Here is a 20,559-nt window from a genome sequence, read left to right as displayed (position 1 = left end):
CTTAAATTCCATTTCTGAATTTCTGAGGACTCACCCCGTAGCACTCGCGGAAACTCTGGCAGAAGTACGAAACATTCTGATAACCGCACGCTTCGCTGATATTTACAATTTTCATATTTGTATTTTCAAGCATATCCTTTGCCTTTTCCATGCGGTACTGCTTGATAAATTTACTTAAATTCTGTCCGGTTTCTTTTTTAAAAACCGTACTTAAATAACTCGGTGCCAGATACACCATGTCTGCAAGCTGTTCTACACCCAGTTCATCCCCGAAATGCGTATAAATATACTTTTTGACTGTTTCAATTTCTTTATGCTGTGTCTGCGGATTTTTTGCAAATACCGCTTCCAGCTTATCAATATGGCTGTTGACAATCGACACAATACAGTTAAAATCCCCAGACTTATACAATGTATCAATTTCCTTATTAAATTCCTCTTCCCGCGTCTCCGGCAGATTCTGATAGAAATCTTTTAACAGATTAGAAAAAATAAATTTAATATAAATCTGTGAAAAATATGATTTTTTGCGGTACTTGGCACACATTCTGTCAAAATGCTCCCGGAGTGCCCGGATATCTTTCATCTTAATATCCTGTTTCATCTGCTTCATGAGCGTGTCGTCATCAATCTGCACCAGCACCGGCGTTTCCCCGCTGATGTCCTCGGAATATACATACACATCAGGACGGTAAAACTTATTTTCCATCAGGGCTTCAAGCATATCCATTGTCTGCGGTATTTTTTCATAATCGTCAATTTCGCCTGAAATTGCAAAATGACAGTGCTCGCCGTATTTTTTGAAAACGGCATCATGCAGCTTTTGTGCTGTCTGCTGCAGGGTCATGTAATGCGGACTGGCATTTAATAAAAGCACTGCCTGCTGCGGATTTAAGTTTAAATACTGATATTCTTCACTCATATTTTCTTCAAGTATCTCCGCCTGAAAATCAAGCGCTTTTTTCCCAAAAAATTCTCGGTCAAACTCAAGAAATACAATCCGGTGGAAGTGATTCCAGAAATTTTCTCCCGCAAGATTTCCTGCCAATGTATGCACCTGTTCTGCACCGCCCCCATTAAATAAGGTATATAAAAGATATTCCCGCATATAGCTGCTCTGCTGCAGACGTTGTTCATTTTCAACATACTGCTTTTGCAGTTCTCCTGTAACCTTCTCTATGGTCTGTGCAAATTCCTGTGGATTGACCGGCTTTAAAATGTAGTCCGATACGCCAAGACGCACTGCCAGCTTGGCATACTCAAATTCATTATACCCGCTGAATATAATTGTTTTTAATGTAAACCCCTCTTCTTTGGCTGCTCCAATAAGTTCTATGCCGTCCATAAACGGCATTTTTACATCGGTCAGCAATATATCTATCTTTTTCCCCTGATTGCGCATTGAACAAAGCTGCTCGAGTGCTGCTTTGCCGTTTGGTGCTTCATAGATTTCAAACGGCTCTGCCTGCTTCTTTAACAGAAATTTAATTCCGTTACGTTCAATCTTTTCATCATCCACTATTAAAATTGTATACATACCATTCCCCATTCTGTCCATTTACTATATAGCCAGTATACCACACCTTCCATTTAATGTAAAAAATAACTGGCTTTTGAACTGCCAATATACTATAATGTCGCTATGAAAGTGCCTTTGCTCGCTTTCTGATGATAACAGTGTGCTGTATATCAGGCACAGAAATGAGGTCTTTATGAAACATATCTTACATATATTCCGCAAAGACGTTACCGGTCTTAGCCGCAATTTATTCGCTTTGGTGATTGCGGGCGGATTGTGTATTATTCCGTCCCTGTATGCGTGGTTTAACATTTATTCCAACTGGGACCCGTATGCCAACACATCTTCCTTAAAGGTTGCTGTCGTATCTGAAGACAGTGGATTTTCTTCAAAGGGAAGCGACCCTGTCAATATGGGAAATCAGGTTGTGGAGCAGCTCCATGACAATACCGGTGTAGGCTGGGTTTTTCCACAGGATACAGATGCTGCTTTAAAAGGGGTATATGACGGCAGTTATTATGCTGCCATTATTATCGGTGATGATTTCAGCCGCAGTCTGTTTGATTTTCTGGATAACGGCATGAATCACCCAAGCGTGACATATTACGAAAATTCAAAGAAAAATGCCGTTGCCACAAAGATTACCGATACGGCAAGTTCTACACTGCAGCAGACGATTAACACAGAATTTATTAACGTTGCCGCACAGACGGCATTAAGCGGTCTTGAAAGCATTACCCAGAAGGATTCTTCTATTTCCGATAAGCTGATTGACGATATGAAGACCATTCAGGATAATCTGTCCGGTTACGCCGATACCATTGCCACCTTCCAGAACGGCAATGCTTCTTTATCAGAAAATCTGGAATCCATGAGTGCATTGATTCCGGAATTACAGGATATTTTAGAAAATTCAAAAGATACAACAAAGCTGACACAGTCTGCACTGTCCCGCTCTGTCGATAACATGACCGACCAGCTTGACACAACACTTGCCGCCATGGAAACCATTTCCGAACAGGTGCAGAAACAGTTAGACACAGCACAAAATAAAATCACAAGCGATACACAAGGGGCATCCGATGCACTTTCTGCCGCATTAGACAGCTTAAACTCCCTGCTTGAGCAGAATCATAAACTGGATGACCTTTTAAACAAATTAGATGATCTGGAATATATTGACCATAACATTATTGCACAAATCCGCGGACAGCTTGAAGCGATTGCTACTTTACAGGACCTTGCAAAGAATCTGATTGACCAGACTTCTTCGATTGTAAAGGAAACACCGGAAATTGCCGCCGCAAAGGCAGAGGTGCTGCATTCCCTGTTATCCTCCTGCCTTGATAAAATGACACAGACCCAGCAGAAGTATCACACCATTGCTTCATCCGGTTTAAGTTCATTAAAAATCACCGTGAACGCAGCTGCGGATTCTGCCTATAAATCACTTGAAAATTCAGGCAGTCAGCTAAACAGCTTAGAACAGATTTTACTCGGAACCAGCAAAATCGCCCTGACGGCAAACCAGACCCTTGGCGATACCGGAACGATTATTTCGGGCATGTCCGATAAAATCCAGCTGATTTTAACTTCCTTAAATAATATTACGGATTCTTCGGCTTATCAGACGCTTTCACAGTTATTACATGCCGATGCGGTCTCCTATGCCGAATTTATTGCAACTCCTGTGGAAGTGGAACAAATTGATGTCTACCCGGCAGTCAACTACGGTACGGCAGTTACACCGTTTTACACAGCACTGGCGCTGTGGGTCGGCGGTATCGTACTCGTGGCACTGATGAAAGTACACGTTGACAATAACCCGAAGATGGAACTGATGGCGAAACCGCACGAACTGTATCTGGGCAGATTCCTTTTATTCTTTGTGATGGGACAGATACAAAGCCTGATTATTGTACTCGGCGATTTATATTTATTAAAGGTATCCTGTGAACATCCGGGGCTGCTCATTTTGACGGCTTCTGTCGCAAGCTTTGTATTTGTCCTGCTGATTTACACGCTGACACTTTCCTTTGGCGATGTCGGAAAGACCATTGCCGTTGTTATGGTTGTTATCCAGATTGCCGGTTCAAGCGGTACGTTCCCGATTGAACTGCTGCCGCAGTTTTTCCAGAACGTGTACCTGTACTTCCCATTCCCGTATGCGATTAATGCCATGCGTGAAGCCATCAGCGGCATGTATGAAATGGACTACTTTATTTATATGGGAAAACTGCTGATTTTTGCCGCAGCTTCCCTTTTACTCGGACTGGTAATCCGCAAACCGTTCATTCCGCTCAATCACTTCTTTGAGGAAAAGATGAAAGAAACCAAAATGATGTAATCAATACATATTTGTTAGTGAGGTAGAACTATGACTTTAAAAAACAGCCCTGTGGCAGATGACCTTCTGGCAACACCCATAACACGGACTTCTGCCAGAAACCTGTCCGATTCCGGTTCACCGGATACGGATTGTATGGACGGGTCTTCGTCTAAGAACGGACGTGATGAAGATTTTAACACGACTTTAATGCAGATTCAGGAATTCAGCCATACACTGCATGAACGCAATCAGAAGCGTATTAAAGCGGGACTCTGGTGTATTGCCATTATCCCGATGATTTTCCTTATTTTGTTGCTGCATATGGAGAGTTCAAAGGTTGTGTATCTTTTATTATGGGTAATTTCACTCTTTTTAATTTCTGCATATCTGGTAACAGTCGCTTACATTGATGACCAGATGCAAAAAAAATTAAAACAGCTCGGACTGGATTTGAAAGAGGGACACGACCACCTTGTACAGGATTTACCATCCCGTCTCAATAACAACTTACAGTCTATTATCACTGCTGCAAAGGAGATTAAACTATGAAAAATATTTTTCTTGTTTTTATACAGGACCTCAAACGTATCAGTACCAATGTGGTCGCCATTGTTGTACTGATTGGTCTTACCGTCATTCCATCCCTGTATGCGTGGTTTAACACTCTGTCAAACTGGGACCCGTACGGAACGGAATCCACTTCCCGCATCAAGGTTGCTGTGGCGTCTGATGATCCGGGTGTGACTATTGACGGTGTGACTGTAAACATCGGCGACCAGATTATTTCTAATTTAAAAGCCAATACAACCATCGGCTGGGTCTTTACGGATTCCACGCAGGAAGCCATTGACGGCGTGTACAGCGGCGACTACTATGCCGCACTGGTTCTGCCGTCTGACTTTACAAGCGATATGGTAAGTTTTCTTTCGGATTCCCTAGAACATCCGCAGATTCAGTATTACTGTAATCAGAAGAAAAATGCCATTGCGCCGAAAATTACGGATAAGGCAAAAAAAGCAGTTCAGTCCCAGACTAATTCCACCTTTGTGAACACTTTAACAAAAAGTCTTGTAAGCGCCAGCTCCGCTGCTATCACCGTGGATTTTGACAGTCTGACACTGGATGATACCACAGGGAATTCACTCATTGATGTCATATCCGGTAAACTGACCGATGCCTACAATGAATTGCAGACATACAATGTGATGTTAGATTCCCTGATTTCCATTACACAGATTTCTTCCGATGTTTCCTCTCTTGCGCGCAGTTCTTCATCGGATTTACCGGAAACACTGGATACACAGGCAGGAGAACTTGCCGCCCTGCAAAAGCTTCTGGATGCCAATTCAGTTTCTTCCCTGTCAGAGGTTTCCGCTTCACTTTCGGAAAATGTATCCTCTATCCGCAGTGTAATGTCTTCCATTTCTTCTTTATATCAGGATATGGACGGCGACATGAACACCTTTACGGATGCGGTTACACAGGGACAGGAAAATCTGACACTGACACAACAGACTTTAAATACACTGATGACTAAGCTTTCCGATTCTATTGAATTACTCAATAAAATCGCTTCCGACCCGGAATATGATTTTGTGAATGAAATTTTAGGCAGTGACCCGCAGACACTGGCAGACTTTATTGCCTCACCGGTAGAAATTACGACCAAAAAGATTTATGAAATTTCAGCTTACGGTTCTGCCGTTTCACCGTTTTACACGGTCCTTTCCATCTGGGTCGGCGGTCTGATTATGGTGGCTATCATTCATACACAGGTGAAAAAATCCAAACACCTGCCGGCCGGTGTAAAGCCGTATCAGAAGTTCTTTGGACGATACCTGACATTTTACTGTATCGGACAGTTACAGACACTTCTGATTGTACTCGGAAATCTGTTTTATATCCAGATTCAGTGTCCGCACCCGGTTTTATACTGGTTTGCATGTTCTGTCACCAGCCTGGTCTTTACGATTTTTATGTATGCACTGACGGTTGCCTTTGGCAATATCGGTGAAGCCCTTGCAATTATTTTCATGGTAGTCCAGGTTGCCGGAAGCGGCGGTACGTTCCCGATTGACGTCCTGCCAAAGGTTTACCGGATGATTTACCGCTACCTGCCGTTCCCATATGCCATGGATGCCCTGCGCGAAACGATTGGCGGCATGTACGGCAATTATTATTGGGAATGTATCGGCAGACTCTTTATCTATATTATCATTGCCATTCTCATCGGTCTTGTCCTTCGCAAGCCGTTTGAACAGCTCAATCACTATATGGAGCGGAGTAAGGAAAATTCCGGAGTGATGCTGTAACAGGCAAAAAAACAACCCGTATTTTCCACACGCTGTGGGAGGCAAAAAAACACCCTCACTTTACACACGCTGTGGGAGGCAAAAAAACAACCCGCATTTTCCACACGCTGTTTGACGGAAAATACGGGTTGTTTTTTGCCCTTGGAGGGGGCGGGCGAAAAGATTGTGGGTGATTTCGCCTTAGCGGGGACGGAAAGGTTTTGTGTTTTTTGCCGCCTGTTTACTTTTTGCCCGGCTTACAGTTTCCAGATGTCGGTGTTGTACTGGCGGATGGTGCGGTCGGATGAGAAGAAGCCTGCCATCGCGGTGTTTATCAGCATTTTTCTGCCCCATGCGGCTCTGTCTTTGTAGTCTGCAAGCGCCTGTTCTTTTACCTTTATATATTCCTTGAAATCCAACAGTGTCATGAACCAGTCTTTGCTGATAATTTCATGGTGCAGACGGGATAAGTTTTCTTCATCACCATACTGCTTTAACTCATCTGAAACGATAAAATCAACGCATTTTTTTATCATTTCATCATTTTCATAAAGGTCCTTTGCACAGTAATCGGCATTTTTGTAATGCGCAATGACTTCGTCACTGGATGCACCAAAGGTATAGATATTGTCTTTGCCGACAAGCTGTGCAATCTCGACATTTGCACCGTCAAATGTTCCGAGTGTCAGTGCACCGTTTAACATAAATTTCATATTGCCCGTTCCGGAAGCTTCCTTGGAAGCCAGCGAAATCTGCTCTGAAATGTCGCACGCCGGAATCAGCTTTTCCGCCATCGTCACATTATAATTTTCCACCATGACAACCTTTAAATACGGACTGACATCCGGGTCATTTGCAATCAATTCACCCAGGCACAAAATTAAGTGAATAATATCTTTTGCAATCGTATATGCTTTTGCCGCCTTCGCACCGAAAATAACCGTAACCGGAGTATCCGGAATATTTCCGGCCTTAATCTCAAAATATTTGTAAATGACATACAGTGCGTTCATCTGCTGGCGCTTGTACTCATGCAGGCGCTTTACCTGAATGTCAAAGACCGACTGCGGATTGATTTTTACACCGCATTTTTCCTGCATATATGCAGCAAGACGTTTCTTATTTTCCGCCTTAATTTCAAGCATGCGCGCAATCACATTTTCATCATCTGCATATTTTATAAGCTGTGAAAGTTCCCCTGCTTCCTTTTTAAAATCTGCACCAATCAGTTCTTCAATATAGGCGGCCAGTGCCTGATTGCAGTGCAGTAACCACCTTCTGAACGTAATGCCGTTGGTTTTATTGTTAAATTTTTCAGGATAAATACGGTAAAAAGATTTCAGTTCTTCCTGCATCAAAATCTCCGTATGCAGCTTTGCCACCCCATTTACACTGAAACCATAATGAATATCAATATGTGCCATATGCACGCGGTCGTTTTCGTCAATAATGTAAACGGAAGAATCCGTATAACGGGCGCGTACATTTTCATCAAGATAACGGATAATCGGAACTAACTGCGGCACAACCTCCTCAAGATAGTCCAGCGGCCATGTTTCGAGTGCTTCTGCAAGAATCGTGTGATTTGTGTATGCACACGTCTTTGTCACCACCTCTGCCGCCTCCTGCATCGTCATCACACTGCCGTCAATGTCTTTCTGCGTTGTTAAAATGCGGATTAATTCAGGAATAACCATTGTCGGGTGCGTATCATTAATCTGAATCACCGCAAATTCATTCAGATTCTTTAACGTCTTTCCCTCTTTTTCACATTTCCTGCGGCATTCTGAAAGAATCAACTGTGCGGCGTTGCTTACCATAAAATACTGCTGGTAAATGCGCAATAACTGTCCGGCTCTGTCGCTGTCGTCCGGGTACAAAAAGAGCGTGAGATTCTTCTCAATCGCATTTTTATCAAAATCAATGCCGTCGTGCATCGGTATTTTTTCATCAACCGTGTCGATATCAAATAAATGCAGTTTGTTGACCCTGCCCTCGTAACCTGTCACATCAATGTCATACATTCTCGACATGACGGACAATTTGCCAAACTGTACCGGGTACTGCACCTCCGTCTTTGTCAGCCAGCTTTCCTTTTGAATCCAGTAATCCGGCTGTTCTGTCTGCTTATTCTGTGCAAACACCTGACGGAACAGCCCCAGATGATAGTTGATGCCAATGCCGTCCCCGTTTAAGTTTAATGTGGCAATGGAATCCAAAAAGCACGCTGCCAGCCGTCCCAGTCCGCCATTTCCAAGTGACGGCTCCGGCTCGACTTCTTCGATTTGTGCAATGTTCTTTCCGTTTTCTTCTAATTCCTGCGAAACCTGCTCATACAGCCCCAGATTAATCAGGTTGTTTGACAGCAGCTTTCCAATCAGGAATTCTGCGGAAATGTAATACACTTTCTTGCCGTTTTCTTTTTCCTGCCGCTCCTGCGCTTCTTTTCTTTCTTCCGTGACTTTCTTTACCAATGCCAGCAGTGCCGTATAGACCTGTTCGTTACTGCACTCTCTGATGGTCTTTCCATACATTTTGTTACAAATTTCTGCTATGCTCATACTTCTCTCCACTCCTATTTTTATTTCTGATTATTTTTCGATAATTCTGATTATTATTATATATTTCTAAGATTTTTTATCTTGCATAATTACCGCTTAAAATAATACAATACTATCATACTTTTATATCATGATACCAGGGTCAAAATATCTGAACCCACATGAGCTTGCTCATAGGCGGGTGCTATGTGCCAGTGGCACATGTTTAGCACGGAACAATCCATAGATATCATAGTTGAGGCTTTTGACCCCAACATCATATCATGATATACAAAATATATGAAATTGGCGTTTGTGCAGTAAATCTGCGGATTGGAGGGGCTATGCACATATTAGAATATGAAAATTACGAAGAAACGAAAAAACACTATGATACGGATTTTTCCTATAATACTTATCCTTGCTCGATTCCGCTGGATTTTCCGTGTGTGCCGATGCACTGGCACCGTGAAACGGAAATTATTTATGTAAAGAGCGGCAGGGGAATGGTCAATGTCGATGGTATTTCCTACCCGGTTGTCAAAGACAGCATTGTCTTTATTCTGCCGGGCAGACTTCATTCCATTGCGCAGTATGAATCGGAAGCATTTTCATACGAAAATATCATTTTTGATATGCAGATGTTAATCCCAAAAGAAGGGGATACGATGTCTTTTAACTTTTTTCACCGCCTGCAAAATTTCCCCGAAGATTTTCCGGTTTTAATAGACCGGGTTCCGAAAGCGCACCGCGCTGTTCAAATCTGCCTTGACCGGATTGACGATTTGCGCACCACCTATCCTGCCGGGTATTATCTCGGCATTAAAGGCTGGCTGTATCAGTTGTTTTTTATTCTGGAATCAGAGATTCTTGCACCGGATAAAATGCGTGAAATTACAACATGTGATTTACCGCAGCAAAAAAACAGTGCTGTTTCCTCCCGGAAAAACGGTTATTTTAAAGAAAATACGAAGGAAAAGCTGTGCCTGATTACCGATTATATTGCAAATTACTACCCACAAAAAATCAGTATTGAGCAGATTGCGGCAGTCTGCGGTTTCAGCAGCTCCCATTTCATGAAATTTTTCAAGCTGTATATGGGAAAGCCCTTTATTGCTTACTTAAATGAGTACCGCCTAATCCGTGCCGCGCACCTGCTGTGTGCATCAGATGATGACATTCTTGCGATTTCCCTGGAATGCGGTTTTGAAAATGTATCTTATTTTAACCGCTTATTCCTGCGCGAATATCATATGACACCGTCCAAATTCCGGCAGGCGCGCAGAAACTGATACGACATTTACAACTTATGCTCATTTTCAAGATAATTTAAAAAGCCTGAACAGCCTGCCACCACATCATTCCATGTCTGTGTAAAATCCCCGGAATACCACGGGTCTGCGATTGATTTGCCGCGGCGGCTGATTGTCTGGCTGATTGAATTGCTGCTTTTATTTTTAGTCTGAAGCTGACTACCCTCTTGAAGTTCGTCTGCATAATCTAACAACAGATGAATTTTTCCTTCGGTATCCGCGCCTGTGATACGCTCTGTGTTACGGATGTTGTTGGTATCCGCACAAAGCAGGTAGTCATAGTGATGATAATCTTCTTTTGTCACCTGTCTGGCGCGCTTGCCCGCAAAGTTGGTGTATGCGGTCTTTCCAATCCCATGCTTTTTTAGTTCTGCCTGCGCCGGCGGATAGATTGGATTTCCTTTGCCGTTCCAGATTTCCTCTGTGCTGGTCGCCGCCGAAGCGATTTCAAATTGTTCTGTCAAGCCACGCTGTTCCACCATGTCTTTTAATACGAATTCTGACATTGGGGAACGGCAGATGTTGCCGTGGCAGATGAAAAGTACTTTTATCATTATTTTATTTCTCCTTGTTTTGCCCCGAAATGCCCTGTTTTACAAGGGTTTCTAGGATTCTTTTAGTTTGCTCTGAAATTACAGATTGTGGCAAATTAGGGCAGAACCCTGCAAGTTGTTACTACCTGTTAGTAGTAAAAATGGTAGTAAAAGGGAAATTCTTACTACTAAGGCATTTTTAGTCTCCCACTGTAACATAATTTCTAAATATATTACACAACTCCTCTGAAGTACTATCTTGGATTCCAAGCAACCTAATTACATAATCAATATAATTTTGCTTTTTCCATCCAAACGCATTTGACACATTTGTAAAAGGCAAAAGGCCTTTATTATTTATCACTCTAAGCGCTGCAAGATAATCTTTATCATCTACAATTTTCTGTAATTCCTTACATGCCTTACTGTACTCTTCTTGCGGTTTTACCTTATCTACTAATTCATCTAAAGATGTTTTATAATCATCAATTGTTTGTGTTGATTGGTTACAAATATTATTAATTGTATTTTGGCACCTTTTCTTTGTAAACAATAACGCTTGTTCTTCTAAATGTAACTTCAAAAATTCTATTGTTTTTTCTTTCGTTTGTTCTAACAAAACATCTACATTCTCAATACTTTGCTTTCTAGCAACCAGTTCAATAACTTGTGGAATCAAAAATAAATTTTCAATCTCCGCAACAGAAGGTACATATATTTTATCCTGCAATAGCGAGTTTATCTCACCTTCAGTTCTTCTATCTCTATCAACAATTCCTTTTATTGTCTTGTAATGTAGCATTGGTAGTTTATTATACGACTTTGTTGCCTGAATAACAGATGCACAACCTTCCAATGGCATGATACTATACTTCGGAAACAACCTAGAATACAGTTTTCTATCAATACTTTTATCTGGTGTTCCTTCTATAAACAATACTCCTTGCCTATTTCCCAATATTTCAAGTAACAAATCATCTGAGAATTCATCTGAATTTAGTAATTCAAAATCCCATTTCTGTTTATCCAACATATTTTTAATCCATATAATTTGGGCATTATTTCTGCTTCTTGCAAAATACAAATTGTGTGTAATGTATAAATATACACAATCCTGTCTCTCAGCCTCTATTTCATTCCAAAGTTTTTCTAATATTGAATTATGCAAATGATTCTCAGGTTCATCTATAATAATTAAGGAGTTGTCTTTTGCCGAAACAACTTCACCAATATAATGAAAAATCGCTCTTTCTCCATCACTCATCAAATTTCCATTGTATTTTTCTGTGTTTTCCCCTATACTCTCAACTTCTATTTTTCCAGCACATATTTTCAATTTTCTATGTGTTATTACTTTTTCCCATATTTTTTTTATCTTTTCTAGCTTTGTTTCATTGTCAAACTCCGGATTACCATCTTTATGTTTTTCTCGATATTCAATACTTTTTTCAAAATTTTCTGTCATTAAAAACTCCATAAGTGATTGATAATCATTTAACATATGAATTTCCGGCTCATTTCCCCATCTATTATTTTTCTTTCCATACCTTTTTAACCAATCTCTATCATCATTTGTAGTTCCATACAAAAAATTATCTTCTGCTTTCTTTAATTCGGTTGGACTAACATATTCTGGCATATTAAGAGATTTTTGTGCAGAAATTCTGTGTATATTTAATTCAGGATTATTCTCATCAATCCATACACTCATTCTAGTTTTTCCAGCTCCATTAGCTCCTAATAAAACTATTGACTGCCTATCTTCAATGAAACTTTCTTTATCATCTATATTGGGTATTTTAATTTTCACAATTGTACCTCCATCAAAGATCTATTTTCTTTATTAATTATTATATCGTCATTTTCACTTCTTTTCCATAGAAAAAAAACGCCCTAGCCTAAGCCAGAGCGTCATCCCATTTCCATATTATACAACTTTAAACATTTTCTGCGACATCGGTTTCTCTTTCTTCTGCTCAACCTCCGCCTGTGCCTTTCTAAACTCTTCCATTCGTTTCAATTCTTCCTCAGCGTCATCGAATCCGATATGCGTGTACACATTCATTGTAACCGATATATCCGAATGCCCCATGAGGTACTGTAGTGTCTTAGGATTCATTCCCGATTTTGCCATATTGGAGCAATAGGTATGTCGGCATACATGAGGCGTGATATTTGGCATCTGCACCCGGTAGATGTCATTGTATCTGCCGACCATATGATTAAAACGATGTTGCCAGTGCATTGCCACAAGTGGCATTCCATTATCATCGTAAAACAGGAATCCGCTATATCCATCTATGGCTTTCTCCACTTTCGGTGCATTTGGTGCTAGAATATAAATAGTACAAGCCAAAATGAGAAATTCCAAATACACATAAGCATAGTACAATAGAGACATGCTGAAGGAGGATATCATATGGCAACGCAACATGACAAACAATTTAAACTTGATGCAGTCCAGTACTATCAGGATCATAAAGGCCTCGGGGTACGTGGATGTGCAGAAAATCTTGGCATTGGATACAGCACATTAACAAAGTGGCTGAAAAACTTTCGGGAAGCAGGTGATATTCCTGTCCGCGGTTCCGGTAATTACGCATCTGATGAGCAGAAGGAAATTGCCCGCCTCAGATGTGAATTACGTGATGCACAAGATTCACTTGATGTATTAAAAAAAGCAATCAACATTCGGGGAAAATGACGGAAGCCATTTATCTCGAAGTGTCTGAGAAAACGGAAGCTGCCAAAAAGGCTGGACGCCGGTTTTCCGTCTCCGGAATGTTGAAATTTTTAGGTGGCTCACGCTCAGGATATCATGAATGGCTCCACCGCGTGCCTTCTGATACAGAAAAACGCCGTAAAGCCGTAAAAACAAAAATACAGGATATTTATGATGATTCCAGGCAGAACTACGGTGCTCCAAAAATCACTGTAGAATTGCGTAAAACAGGTGAAGTCATTTCGGAAAGAACCGTTGGTACATATATGCACCAAATGGGAATCCGTGCCCAGTGGAGCAAGCCATGGACAATCACCACTAAAGATTCTGATTTCAGCATTGAATTACAAAATATCCTTGATGAGCAGTTTAATCCTGACCGCCCGAACACCGTCTGGTGTTCGGATATCACTTACATCTGGACAATAGACGGATTTGTCTATCTGACCAGTGTTATGGATTTATTTTCCAGAAAAATCATAGCATGGACACTTTCAAAAACGCTGGAAGTATCCTGTGTGATTGATACTATAAACAAAGCCAAAGCCCGCCGAAATATCGGTCATCCATTAATTATCCATTCGGATCGTGGCAGCCAGTATGTTGCAAAGGAATATAAAAAAGCAACTGAAAACATGCAGCGTAGTTACTCGAAGAAAGCGTTTCCATGGGATAATGCATGCATTGAATCTTTTCATTCTATAATCAAACGGGAATGGTTGAACCGCTTTAAAATTCGCGATTACAAGCAAGCATACCGACTGATCTTCGAATATGTGGAAGCTTTCTACAATACTAAACGAATTCACAGCCATTGCAACTATATGTCACCAGATGAATTCGAACGCATAGTATGAAAGGACACACACTGAGACGGAACTTCTGGCAGGTTAAAATGGGGAGAAATTTCTCATTTTAACTTGTACTAAATCTTGACATAGAACCACATTTTTTACCTATCTTTACTGCTGCAAGATAGGTAAAAAGAGATAGGCTTCAGCCGAAAAAGTCAACTCTTGCCCGGAATGCACTTCCGTAATCTGCGAATGTGTTCAGACACGAGCCGATACCTTCGGAGAACGCACATACTGGGACGAAAGAACTGGTATAGAAGTGCGCCCTTATTTCCTAAATGATTTTCTCTTGTTGAAACATTCACGTTTTCCTGTCCCTTATACTTCAAATTTTAATTGCTGAAATAAAAAAGCTATGGACCTGTAATGCGCCTGATGTGCGCCAACTGTCCATAGACTAAAAAATACCGCCGTATGCTTTTTCACACACTGCGGTACTTTCTACTATTTTAATCTAATTTTTCTTTCATTTGCAAAAGTTTTTTTCTTTTGTTTTGCAACAATTCCATCATCTGATCAATCTGCTTGATTGCTTCTTCTCTCTGCCGTTTTTTATCTGTGGCTTCTTCCGAAGTGCCTATTACAATATAATGGAGCGATGTTTCAAAAAACTCTGCTAGTTCAATCAGAAAATCTACGGATGGTCTGCGCAATCCGCATTCAATTTTGGCGATCATATTCTGGCTGACATTCAATTTTTCTGCAAGCTGTTCCTGCGATAGATTCATCTCCTGACGAAGCTGTTTGATACGCTTTCCGGAGGCTTTTGTATCATTGCATAATCATTTTCTCCTTAGCAACGAGCTGTGATCCATAAACCGTAATTTCTATCATGTTCTTATATATCTCTGATTTCTGCTGTTCGGCTTGTCTAATGCTATCATCTGAAGCAGATTCATTTAAACCGCCAGATACAGCTAATTTCTTTTGAATCTTTCTCTTTATTATACGGTTTTTATAAAAAACTTCAATCTATGCCACAGACAAATTTCTCAATTTGGGGAGGTTGCTGTCACTACCGATAACTTGCCTTATGAGAAAGTCGGCAAAAATGAGCCGGTGTGCATTGCGGATGAGGTGCCGTTTGAGATTCCGGAGAGCTGGGAGTGGGTGCGGTTAGGAGAACTTTTTCAACACAATACAGGTAAAGCTTTAAATTCGTCTAATCGTTCTGGTGAATTACTCACATATATTACAACATCTAATCTTTACTGGAATAGATTTGAAATTGATAATCTTAGAGAAATGTATTTTTCTGAGGCAGAAATTCAAAAATGTACTGCTACTAAGGGAGACTTACTTGTTTGTGAAGGCGGTGATATTGGACGAGCTGCAATATGGTCATATGACACAGATATTAGGATACAAAATCATATTCATAGATTACGTTCCTATTCTGAGGTATGTGTGGAATACTATTACTATATCTTTTTCCTTTATAAACACGCAGGTTGGATTGGTGGTAAAGGAATTGGTATTCAAGGACTTTCATCAAATGCCTTACATTCTTTACTTTTTCCACTGCCTCCGTTACAAGAACAATGTAGAATTGTCACTAAAATAAAAGAGATTGTCCCTTTCTTAGACAAATATGAACAAATAGAACAACATCTGAATGATTTGAATGTTAATTTTCCAGAAATGCTCAAAAAATCCATTCTGCAAGAAGCTGTGCAGGGAAAACTTGTTACTCAAGACCCATCAGATGAACCTGCTTCTGTCCTTCTGGAACGCATCCGTGCTGAGAAGGAGCGGCTGATTCAGGAAGGAAAAATTAAGCGTGACAAACACGAATCCATTATTTATAGACGGGATAATTCTCATTATGAAAAGTTGGACGGTATTGAACGTTGTCTTGATGATGAAATACCGTTTGAGATTCCGAGCAGCTGGGCATGGATTAGACTGGGATCGTTGTTTACTATCAATCCAAGAAATAATATAGCTGATGATACGGTTGTTGGATTTATGCCAATGCCACTTTTAAAAGATGGATTTAACGACAGTCATACCTATGAAAAAAGACTGTGGAAAGAAGTAAAATCCGGTTTTACACATTTTGCAAATAATGATGTTGTAATTGCCAAAATTACACCCTGTTTTCAAAACAGAAAATCAGCTGTGATTCATGACCTTCCAAGTGGCTATGGTGCAGGAACTACGGAGCTTCATGTTCTCCGTGATTACACCAAAATGTTATATATGCCTTACTTTTTAATAATTTGCAAAACCCATGCGTTTATTCAAAATGGTGTGAAAAATTTTAGTGGAACAGCCGGACAACAGCGTGTAGGAAAAGACTTTGTTTCCAATTATTTAGTCCCACTTCCACCGGTAAATGAACAAAAAAGAATTGTAGAAAAGGTAAATAATGTAATAAATTCTTGCGATATTTTATAAAATCAGGCATACACTTCAAAACAATCCGAAGTGTATGCCTTTACCATTACCAGTTTATGATCGTATCTACGATTTCACGTTGTTCAGTGGATGTTTTACGGAGGTAAATACGGGTAGTTTCAATGCTTTCATGCCCCATAAGATCAGCAAGAAACGCTATATCGTTACATCGTTCCAGAAAACTTTTTGCAAATCTGTGCCGGAATGAATGGGGATATACCACCGCAGGGTTAATATTGTATCTCACTGCTAATTTTTTCAGCTGTCCGGAAATGCCACGAGTAGTTATACGCTCGCCATACTTGTTCAAAAAAATGAAGCCGCTTTCTTGTTGCTTTTCGGCCAACCAAGAAAGGGCTTCATTTTGCAATTCTTTTGGAATATAAATTCTACGCAACTTCCCGCCTTTAGAGTATAAGTCAAGATGCCCCAATTTAACATGTTCAGCCTTGATCTGAATCAATTCACTGACTCTTGCTCCTGTGGCGGCAAGGAAACGAATTACGAAATACCAAAACATTTCATCATCTTTTTTCAGACAGGATTTAAAGTATTCATAATCCGCTTCACTAATCACATTTTCCAGATAGCTTTTCTGCTGTACTCGAACAAACGGCAGCTTCAAATTCTCTTTTCCAATGGATTCCAGATAACAGTTCAGTGCACGTAGTCTGAGATTTACGGTCTTGGGCTTATAATTTTCTATAAGCCATACCTTGTATTCTCGTAGCTTTTTCTGTGTGACATCATCGTACTGTTGTCCGTACTGCTTAATAGCAAACATATACGATGAGATTGTGTTTTCTGAGAGATTACTTTCTCTCAAGTGTCTTTCAAATTTTTCGTTTTCTATCATGACGAAAGACCTCCTTTCGCCAGATATTATACAATTCTATGCTAAATCAGCATAATCTTATCAAACAATTTTTTCTGCTGTTCAACGATGCGATGCTGTTCCGAAAGTGGAGGGACCGGTATTAGCATATTTTTAAGTTTGATTATTGTCAGTGCGTTGTATGCCGTTCCTGAAACAGTAGATTGAGCTTGTTCAATAAACAATGGGCTGTTAATAAACAACTGAATGTACTGTGATGACAAATACGGATTAGCACAAATTTGTGTTATATTTCCGTCTTTGTAATAAAATTCTCTACCGTCACAAATCCAAGAATTACCTATTGTGCCTACCGAAGTGATTAAAATATCTCCTGGCTTAGGTACACCATATTCCCTTTTTAAACGGTCATAATGTTCTTTTGTTATAAAAAGTTGCAAATGAATTTCTTCCCCTCGATATAAGTCGCCAATTTCCTTAGATCGAAAGAATGGGATACCTTCAGCAACGTAATCCTTTTCAAAAACTCGTTTACTTGACTGCACAGTAGCAATGCTTCCAAGTCTACGCCATGCCCAGCTGTTCGGAATCTCAAACGGTATTTCATCATCAATACAACGCTCAATACCGTCCAACTTTTCATAATGAGAATTATCCCGTCTATAAATAATGGATTCGTGTTTGTCACGCTTAATTTTTCCTTCTTGAATCAGCCGCTCTTTCTCAGCACGGATGCGTTCCAGAAGGACAGAAGCAGGTTCATCTGATGGGTCTTGAGTAACAAGTTTTCCTTGCACAGCTTCTTGCAGAATGGATTTTTTAAGTTGTGTTGGAAAGTCCGAGTTATATACTTGTAATTCCTTTTCTTTATCTCCGTATGCATTAACCATAGGGATAACTTCAAGAAGTTTTTCAATGATACGCTTCTGTTCCCCCATAGGCGGTATTGGAATAAATAATTCAGCCACGGTCGATGGACGTAATTCAGTTTGATTTGTTGAACCTTCTCCCAACTTTTCAAGATATGGCTGATAATATTTCAGCGTATGAAACAAATAGTTTTTTATCAAATATTTGCAAGCACGAATGATTGTGATATGAGAATCTGGAACAATGGTAAAGTCATTTATTCTGTCAGAATCATGAAACATACCAATTCGTCCAAGTGTGCCATTACCTGTTGAATTGATAATTATATCTTCATTGACCATATACTCATCAATTGGATATTTTTCAAATGCTTTCACATCTAAGCATTTGGCTAACGAAATATCTATTCCCCCAAGCTTTACATTGCATTTCTGCGCAAATACATAAACATTGCTACTGTCTGCATATTTCGGAGATTTACCACGTTTTATTTCTTTAACAGTAATATTTTTAAGTCGCACCCACTCCCAGCTCTCCGGAATCTCAAACGGCACCTCATCCGCAATGCACACCGGCTCATTTTTGCCGACTTTCTCATAAGGCAAGTTATCAGCACCACGGAAAATATAGGAAGGATTCTTTTCCTTTTTGATTTTTCCAGCTTTGATGAGCTGTTCTTTTTCTTTTCTTATTCTCTCAATCAATACAGAAGCTGGTTCATCATTTGAGTCTTGCGGAACAAGTTTTCCCTGAACAGCCATCTGTAATATTGAATTTTTCAACTGTTGTCCAGTCATTATTCTTCCTCCAAATCAATTTCCAATATCTCTGTAATCTGAGCTAAAATGCGGTCTATATCTGCATTCAGACTTGCTCTCTTTTCCTGATACTGCTGAATCAGTTCCTTAGGCGGCAGAATTTCTTCTTCCTCGTGTGGGTATCCGCAAAGGTCGATATTATAATTTCTCACAATGATCTCTTCTGCCGTGTACTTCTTTGCCTTATCAAAACCATCTACATTAATTTCTTCTCTGTTGTTCCACCATTCGATAGCCGGTTCAAAATGTTTGAGTTCCATTGCCTTCGTCTTAGAAAAGTTCTTGTATCCTTCCGGCATGTCCAAACGGTAGAACCATGTTTCTTCTGTCGGCTTTGTATGATCGAAGAACAGAATATTTGTAGTAATAGATGTATACGGGGCAAATACACTGTGCGGCATACGAATTACCGTATGCAGATTAAATTCTGACAGAAGTTTTTTCTTAATAGCAACCTTGGCATTATCTGTACCGAACAGGAATCCGTCCGGTAAAATAACTGCCGCACGACCGTTCTTTTTCAGTCGATACATAATAACAGACATAAACAGGTCGGCGGTCTCACTGCTTGCCATATCTGCCGGAAAATGATTTTTCACTTCTGTTTTCTCATTGCCACCGTAGGGAGGATTCATCAGAATAACATCAAATTGATCATCCTCGGTGTAATCCAGAACATCTTTCAGCAGAGAATTATCATGGTAAATCTTCGGCACATCAATCCCATGCAACAACATATTGGTGATACACAGCATACACGGAAACTGTTTTTTCTCAATACCGTAAATGGAATTATCATAGGCTTCCTGATCTTCCGTTGTTTTCACCTTTTTAGCAAGTTCTTTCAGCCAGCTTGTAAGAAAACCACCGGTGCCGCAGGCAAAATCGGCAACCTGTTCGCCAATCTGAGGATTGATCATCTTTGCCATAAAATCCGTCACAGCACGAGGCGTATAAAATTCTCCGGAAGAACCGGCACTTTGCAGTTCCTTCAAAATAGTTTCATAAATCTCGCCAAAAGCATGACTTTCTTCATAGTCTCCAAGGTCGAGATCGTCTATCACATTGATAACCTGACGAAGCAAAACGCCATCTTTCATATACTGATTTGCATCAGCAAACGTAGTTTGTACGATGGCTTTCTTTATTGGAGTGGACGAATCAACTTTGACACCCGGAATGATTATTTTTCCAGTGGCATCCTTGATGTCATTTCCCTTTAATACAGGAAACAATGTGTTATTCACAAAATTTAACAGTTTATCACCTGTTAAAGCAGTTCCCGTATGATCGTCAACAGCCCAGTTCTGCCAGCGACACTCTTCTGGAATAATGGAAACATACTCCTCATCATCCCATTCCCAATCCTGCTCTTTTGCATCATACACTTTCAAAAAAAGCATCCATGCAATCTGCTCAATACGCTGGGCATCACCATTGATACCGGCGTCATTTCGCATAATATCACGAAGTCTTTTTACAAATCCAGATAAATTACTCATCTTCTATACCGCCTTAATTTTTTGTTTTCCTAT

The 20,559-nt window shown here is 40.3% G+C and carries 15 protein-coding genes and 1 pseudogene; 7 read left to right on the top strand and 9 right to left on the bottom strand.

Going from position 1 to position 20,559, the window contains the following annotated elements; all coding sequences use genetic code 11:
* Position 1: 1 nt before the first annotated feature.
* Positions 2–1,537, bottom strand: coding sequence for a response regulator transcription factor (locus tag LI288_RS11175; RefSeq protein WP_022432047.1), 1,536 nt, complete (start codon positions 1,535–1,537; stop codon positions 2–4).
* 175 nt (positions 1,538–1,712) lie between these two features.
* Here LI288_RS11175 and LI288_RS11170 point away from each other — a divergent pair, with 175 nt between their 5' ends.
* Genes LI288_RS11170 through LI288_RS11160 form a run of 3 tightly spaced genes read left to right on the top strand, consistent with a single transcriptional unit; the run spans position 1,713 to position 6,160 of the window.
* Positions 1,713–3,866 (top strand): YhgE/Pip domain-containing protein, encoded by a 2,154-nt coding sequence (locus LI288_RS11170; RefSeq protein WP_227090454.1) that lies wholly within the window; start codon positions 1,713–1,715, stop codon positions 3,864–3,866.
* 30 nt (positions 3,867–3,896) lie between these two features.
* On the top strand, positions 3,897–4,397 hold the full coding sequence (locus tag LI288_RS11165; RefSeq protein ID WP_227090453.1) for a hypothetical protein: 501 nt from the start codon (positions 3,897–3,899) through the stop codon (positions 4,395–4,397).
* Complete coding sequence (locus LI288_RS11160; protein ID WP_227090452.1) at positions 4,394–6,160, top strand: YhgE/Pip domain-containing protein; 1,767 nt, start codon at positions 4,394–4,396, stop codon at positions 6,158–6,160. Before LI288_RS11165 ends, LI288_RS11160 begins: the two co-directional genes overlap by 4 nt.
* A gap of 236 nt (positions 6,161–6,396) precedes the next feature.
* On the opposite strand, the gene LI288_RS11155 is transcribed toward LI288_RS11160, so the two are convergent.
* Positions 6,397–8,700 (bottom strand): glycogen/starch/alpha-glucan phosphorylase, encoded by a 2,304-nt coding sequence (locus tag LI288_RS11155; RefSeq protein ID WP_227090451.1) that lies wholly within the window; start codon positions 8,698–8,700, stop codon positions 6,397–6,399.
* 323 nt (positions 8,701–9,023) lie between these two features.
* Here LI288_RS11155 and LI288_RS11150 point away from each other — a divergent pair, with 323 nt between their 5' ends.
* A complete protein-coding gene (locus LI288_RS11150) occupies positions 9,024–9,971 on the top strand; it encodes a helix-turn-helix domain-containing protein (RefSeq protein WP_227090450.1) in 948 nt (315 codons plus the stop codon).
* Positions 9,972–9,979: 8 nt separating this feature from the next.
* On the opposite strand, the gene LI288_RS11145 is transcribed toward LI288_RS11150, so the two are convergent.
* From LI288_RS11145 to LI288_RS11135, 3 genes and pseudogenes are all read right to left on the bottom strand, one after another.
* Positions 9,980–10,546, bottom strand: a complete 567-nt coding sequence (locus LI288_RS11145; RefSeq protein ID WP_227090449.1) for a low molecular weight protein-tyrosine-phosphatase — start codon at positions 10,544–10,546, stop codon at positions 9,980–9,982.
* Between the two features lie 178 nt (positions 10,547–10,724).
* Positions 10,725–12,335 carry a DUF4435 domain-containing protein gene (locus LI288_RS11140; RefSeq protein WP_227090448.1) on the bottom strand — a complete coding sequence of 537 codons (1,611 nt, stop codon included), beginning with the start codon at positions 12,333–12,335 and terminating at the stop codon, positions 10,725–10,727.
* A 117-nt stretch (positions 12,336–12,452) separates the two neighbouring features.
* A pseudogene (locus tag LI288_RS11135) lies at positions 12,453–12,851 on the bottom strand (tyrosine-type recombinase/integrase); the annotation flags it as partial.
* Between the two features lie 93 nt (positions 12,852–12,944).
* Between LI288_RS11135 and LI288_RS11130 the strand changes: the two are divergent.
* Positions 12,945–13,229, top strand: a complete 285-nt coding sequence (locus LI288_RS11130) for a helix-turn-helix domain-containing protein (protein ID WP_227090447.1) — start codon at positions 12,945–12,947, stop codon at positions 13,227–13,229.
* Positions 13,226–14,104 carry an IS3 family transposase gene (locus LI288_RS11125; RefSeq protein WP_227090446.1) on the top strand — a complete coding sequence of 293 codons (879 nt, stop codon included), beginning with the start codon at positions 13,226–13,228 and terminating at the stop codon, positions 14,102–14,104. The genes LI288_RS11130 and LI288_RS11125 overlap by 4 nt, the downstream gene beginning before the upstream one ends.
* Positions 14,105–14,550: 446 nt before the next feature.
* Here LI288_RS11125 and LI288_RS11120 read toward each other — a convergent pair whose 3' ends face one another.
* Entirely contained in the window at positions 14,551–14,850 is a 300-nt protein-coding gene (locus tag LI288_RS11120) for a helix-turn-helix domain-containing protein (protein ID WP_227090597.1), read from the bottom strand.
* A gap of 178 nt (positions 14,851–15,028) precedes the next feature.
* On the opposite strand from LI288_RS11120, the gene LI288_RS11115 reads away from it, so the two are divergent.
* On the top strand, positions 15,029–16,501 hold the full coding sequence (locus LI288_RS11115) for a restriction endonuclease subunit S (RefSeq protein WP_227090445.1): 1,473 nt from the start codon (positions 15,029–15,031) through the stop codon (positions 16,499–16,501).
* Between the two features lie 46 nt (positions 16,502–16,547).
* Here LI288_RS11115 and LI288_RS11110 read toward each other — a convergent pair whose 3' ends face one another.
* Genes LI288_RS11110 through LI288_RS11100 form a run of 3 tightly spaced genes read right to left on the bottom strand, consistent with a single transcriptional unit; the run spans position 16,548 to position 20,526 of the window.
* Positions 16,548–17,357, bottom strand: a complete 810-nt coding sequence (locus tag LI288_RS11110; protein ID WP_227090444.1) for a tyrosine-type recombinase/integrase — start codon at positions 17,355–17,357, stop codon at positions 16,548–16,550.
* 41 nt (positions 17,358–17,398) lie between these two features.
* Positions 17,399–19,003, bottom strand: coding sequence for a restriction endonuclease subunit S (locus LI288_RS11105; RefSeq protein WP_227090443.1), 1,605 nt, complete (start codon positions 19,001–19,003; stop codon positions 17,399–17,401).
* On the bottom strand, positions 19,003–20,526 hold the full coding sequence (locus LI288_RS11100) for a class I SAM-dependent DNA methyltransferase (protein ID WP_227090442.1): 1,524 nt from the start codon (positions 20,524–20,526) through the stop codon (positions 19,003–19,005). Before LI288_RS11100 ends, LI288_RS11105 begins: the two co-directional genes overlap by 1 nt.
* Between the last annotated feature and the right edge of the window lie 33 nt (positions 20,527–20,559).

This window comes from Lachnospira pectinoschiza (assembly GCF_020564355.1).
Classification (GTDB): domain Bacteria; phylum Bacillota; class Clostridia; order Lachnospirales; family Lachnospiraceae; genus Lachnospira; species Lachnospira intestinalis.
Note: the sequence above shows the minus strand (reverse complement) of the source record. Positions and strands in the feature narration are given on the sequence as shown.

Bases quoted from the DNA above. Each gene is read 5' to 3' on its own strand.
- LI288_RS11170 (WP_227090454.1), top strand. From the start codon at position 1,713: ATGAAACATATCTTACATATATTCCGCAAAGACGTTACCGGTCTTAGC.
- LI288_RS11165 (WP_227090453.1), top strand. From the start codon at position 3,897: ATGACTTTAAAAAACAGCCCTGTGGCAGATGACCTTCTGGCAACACCC.
- LI288_RS11100 (WP_227090442.1), bottom strand. From the start codon at position 20,526: ATGAGTAATTTATCTGGATTTGTAAAAAGACTTCGTGATATTATGCGA.
- LI288_RS11110 (WP_227090444.1), bottom strand. From the start codon at position 17,357: ATGATAGAAAACGAAAAATTTGAAAGACACTTGAGAGAAAGTAATCTC.
- LI288_RS11160 (WP_227090452.1), top strand. From the start codon at position 4,394: ATGAAAAATATTTTTCTTGTTTTTATACAGGACCTCAAACGTATCAGT.
- LI288_RS11105 (WP_227090443.1), bottom strand. From the start codon at position 19,003: ATGACTGGACAACAGTTGAAAAATTCAATATTACAGATGGCTGTTCAG.
- LI288_RS11130 (WP_227090447.1), top strand. From the start codon at position 12,945: ATGGCAACGCAACATGACAAACAATTTAAACTTGATGCAGTCCAGTAC.
- LI288_RS11175 (WP_022432047.1), bottom strand. From the start codon at position 1,537: ATGTATACAATTTTAATAGTGGATGATGAAAAGATTGAACGTAACGGA.
- LI288_RS11125 (WP_227090446.1), top strand. From the start codon at position 13,226: ATGACGGAAGCCATTTATCTCGAAGTGTCTGAGAAAACGGAAGCTGCC.
- LI288_RS11155 (WP_227090451.1), bottom strand. From the start codon at position 8,700: ATGAGCATAGCAGAAATTTGTAACAAAATGTATGGAAAGACCATCAGA.
- LI288_RS11150 (WP_227090450.1), top strand. From the start codon at position 9,024: ATGCACATATTAGAATATGAAAATTACGAAGAAACGAAAAAACACTAT.
- LI288_RS11145 (WP_227090449.1), bottom strand. From the start codon at position 10,546: ATGATAAAAGTACTTTTCATCTGCCACGGCAACATCTGCCGTTCCCCA.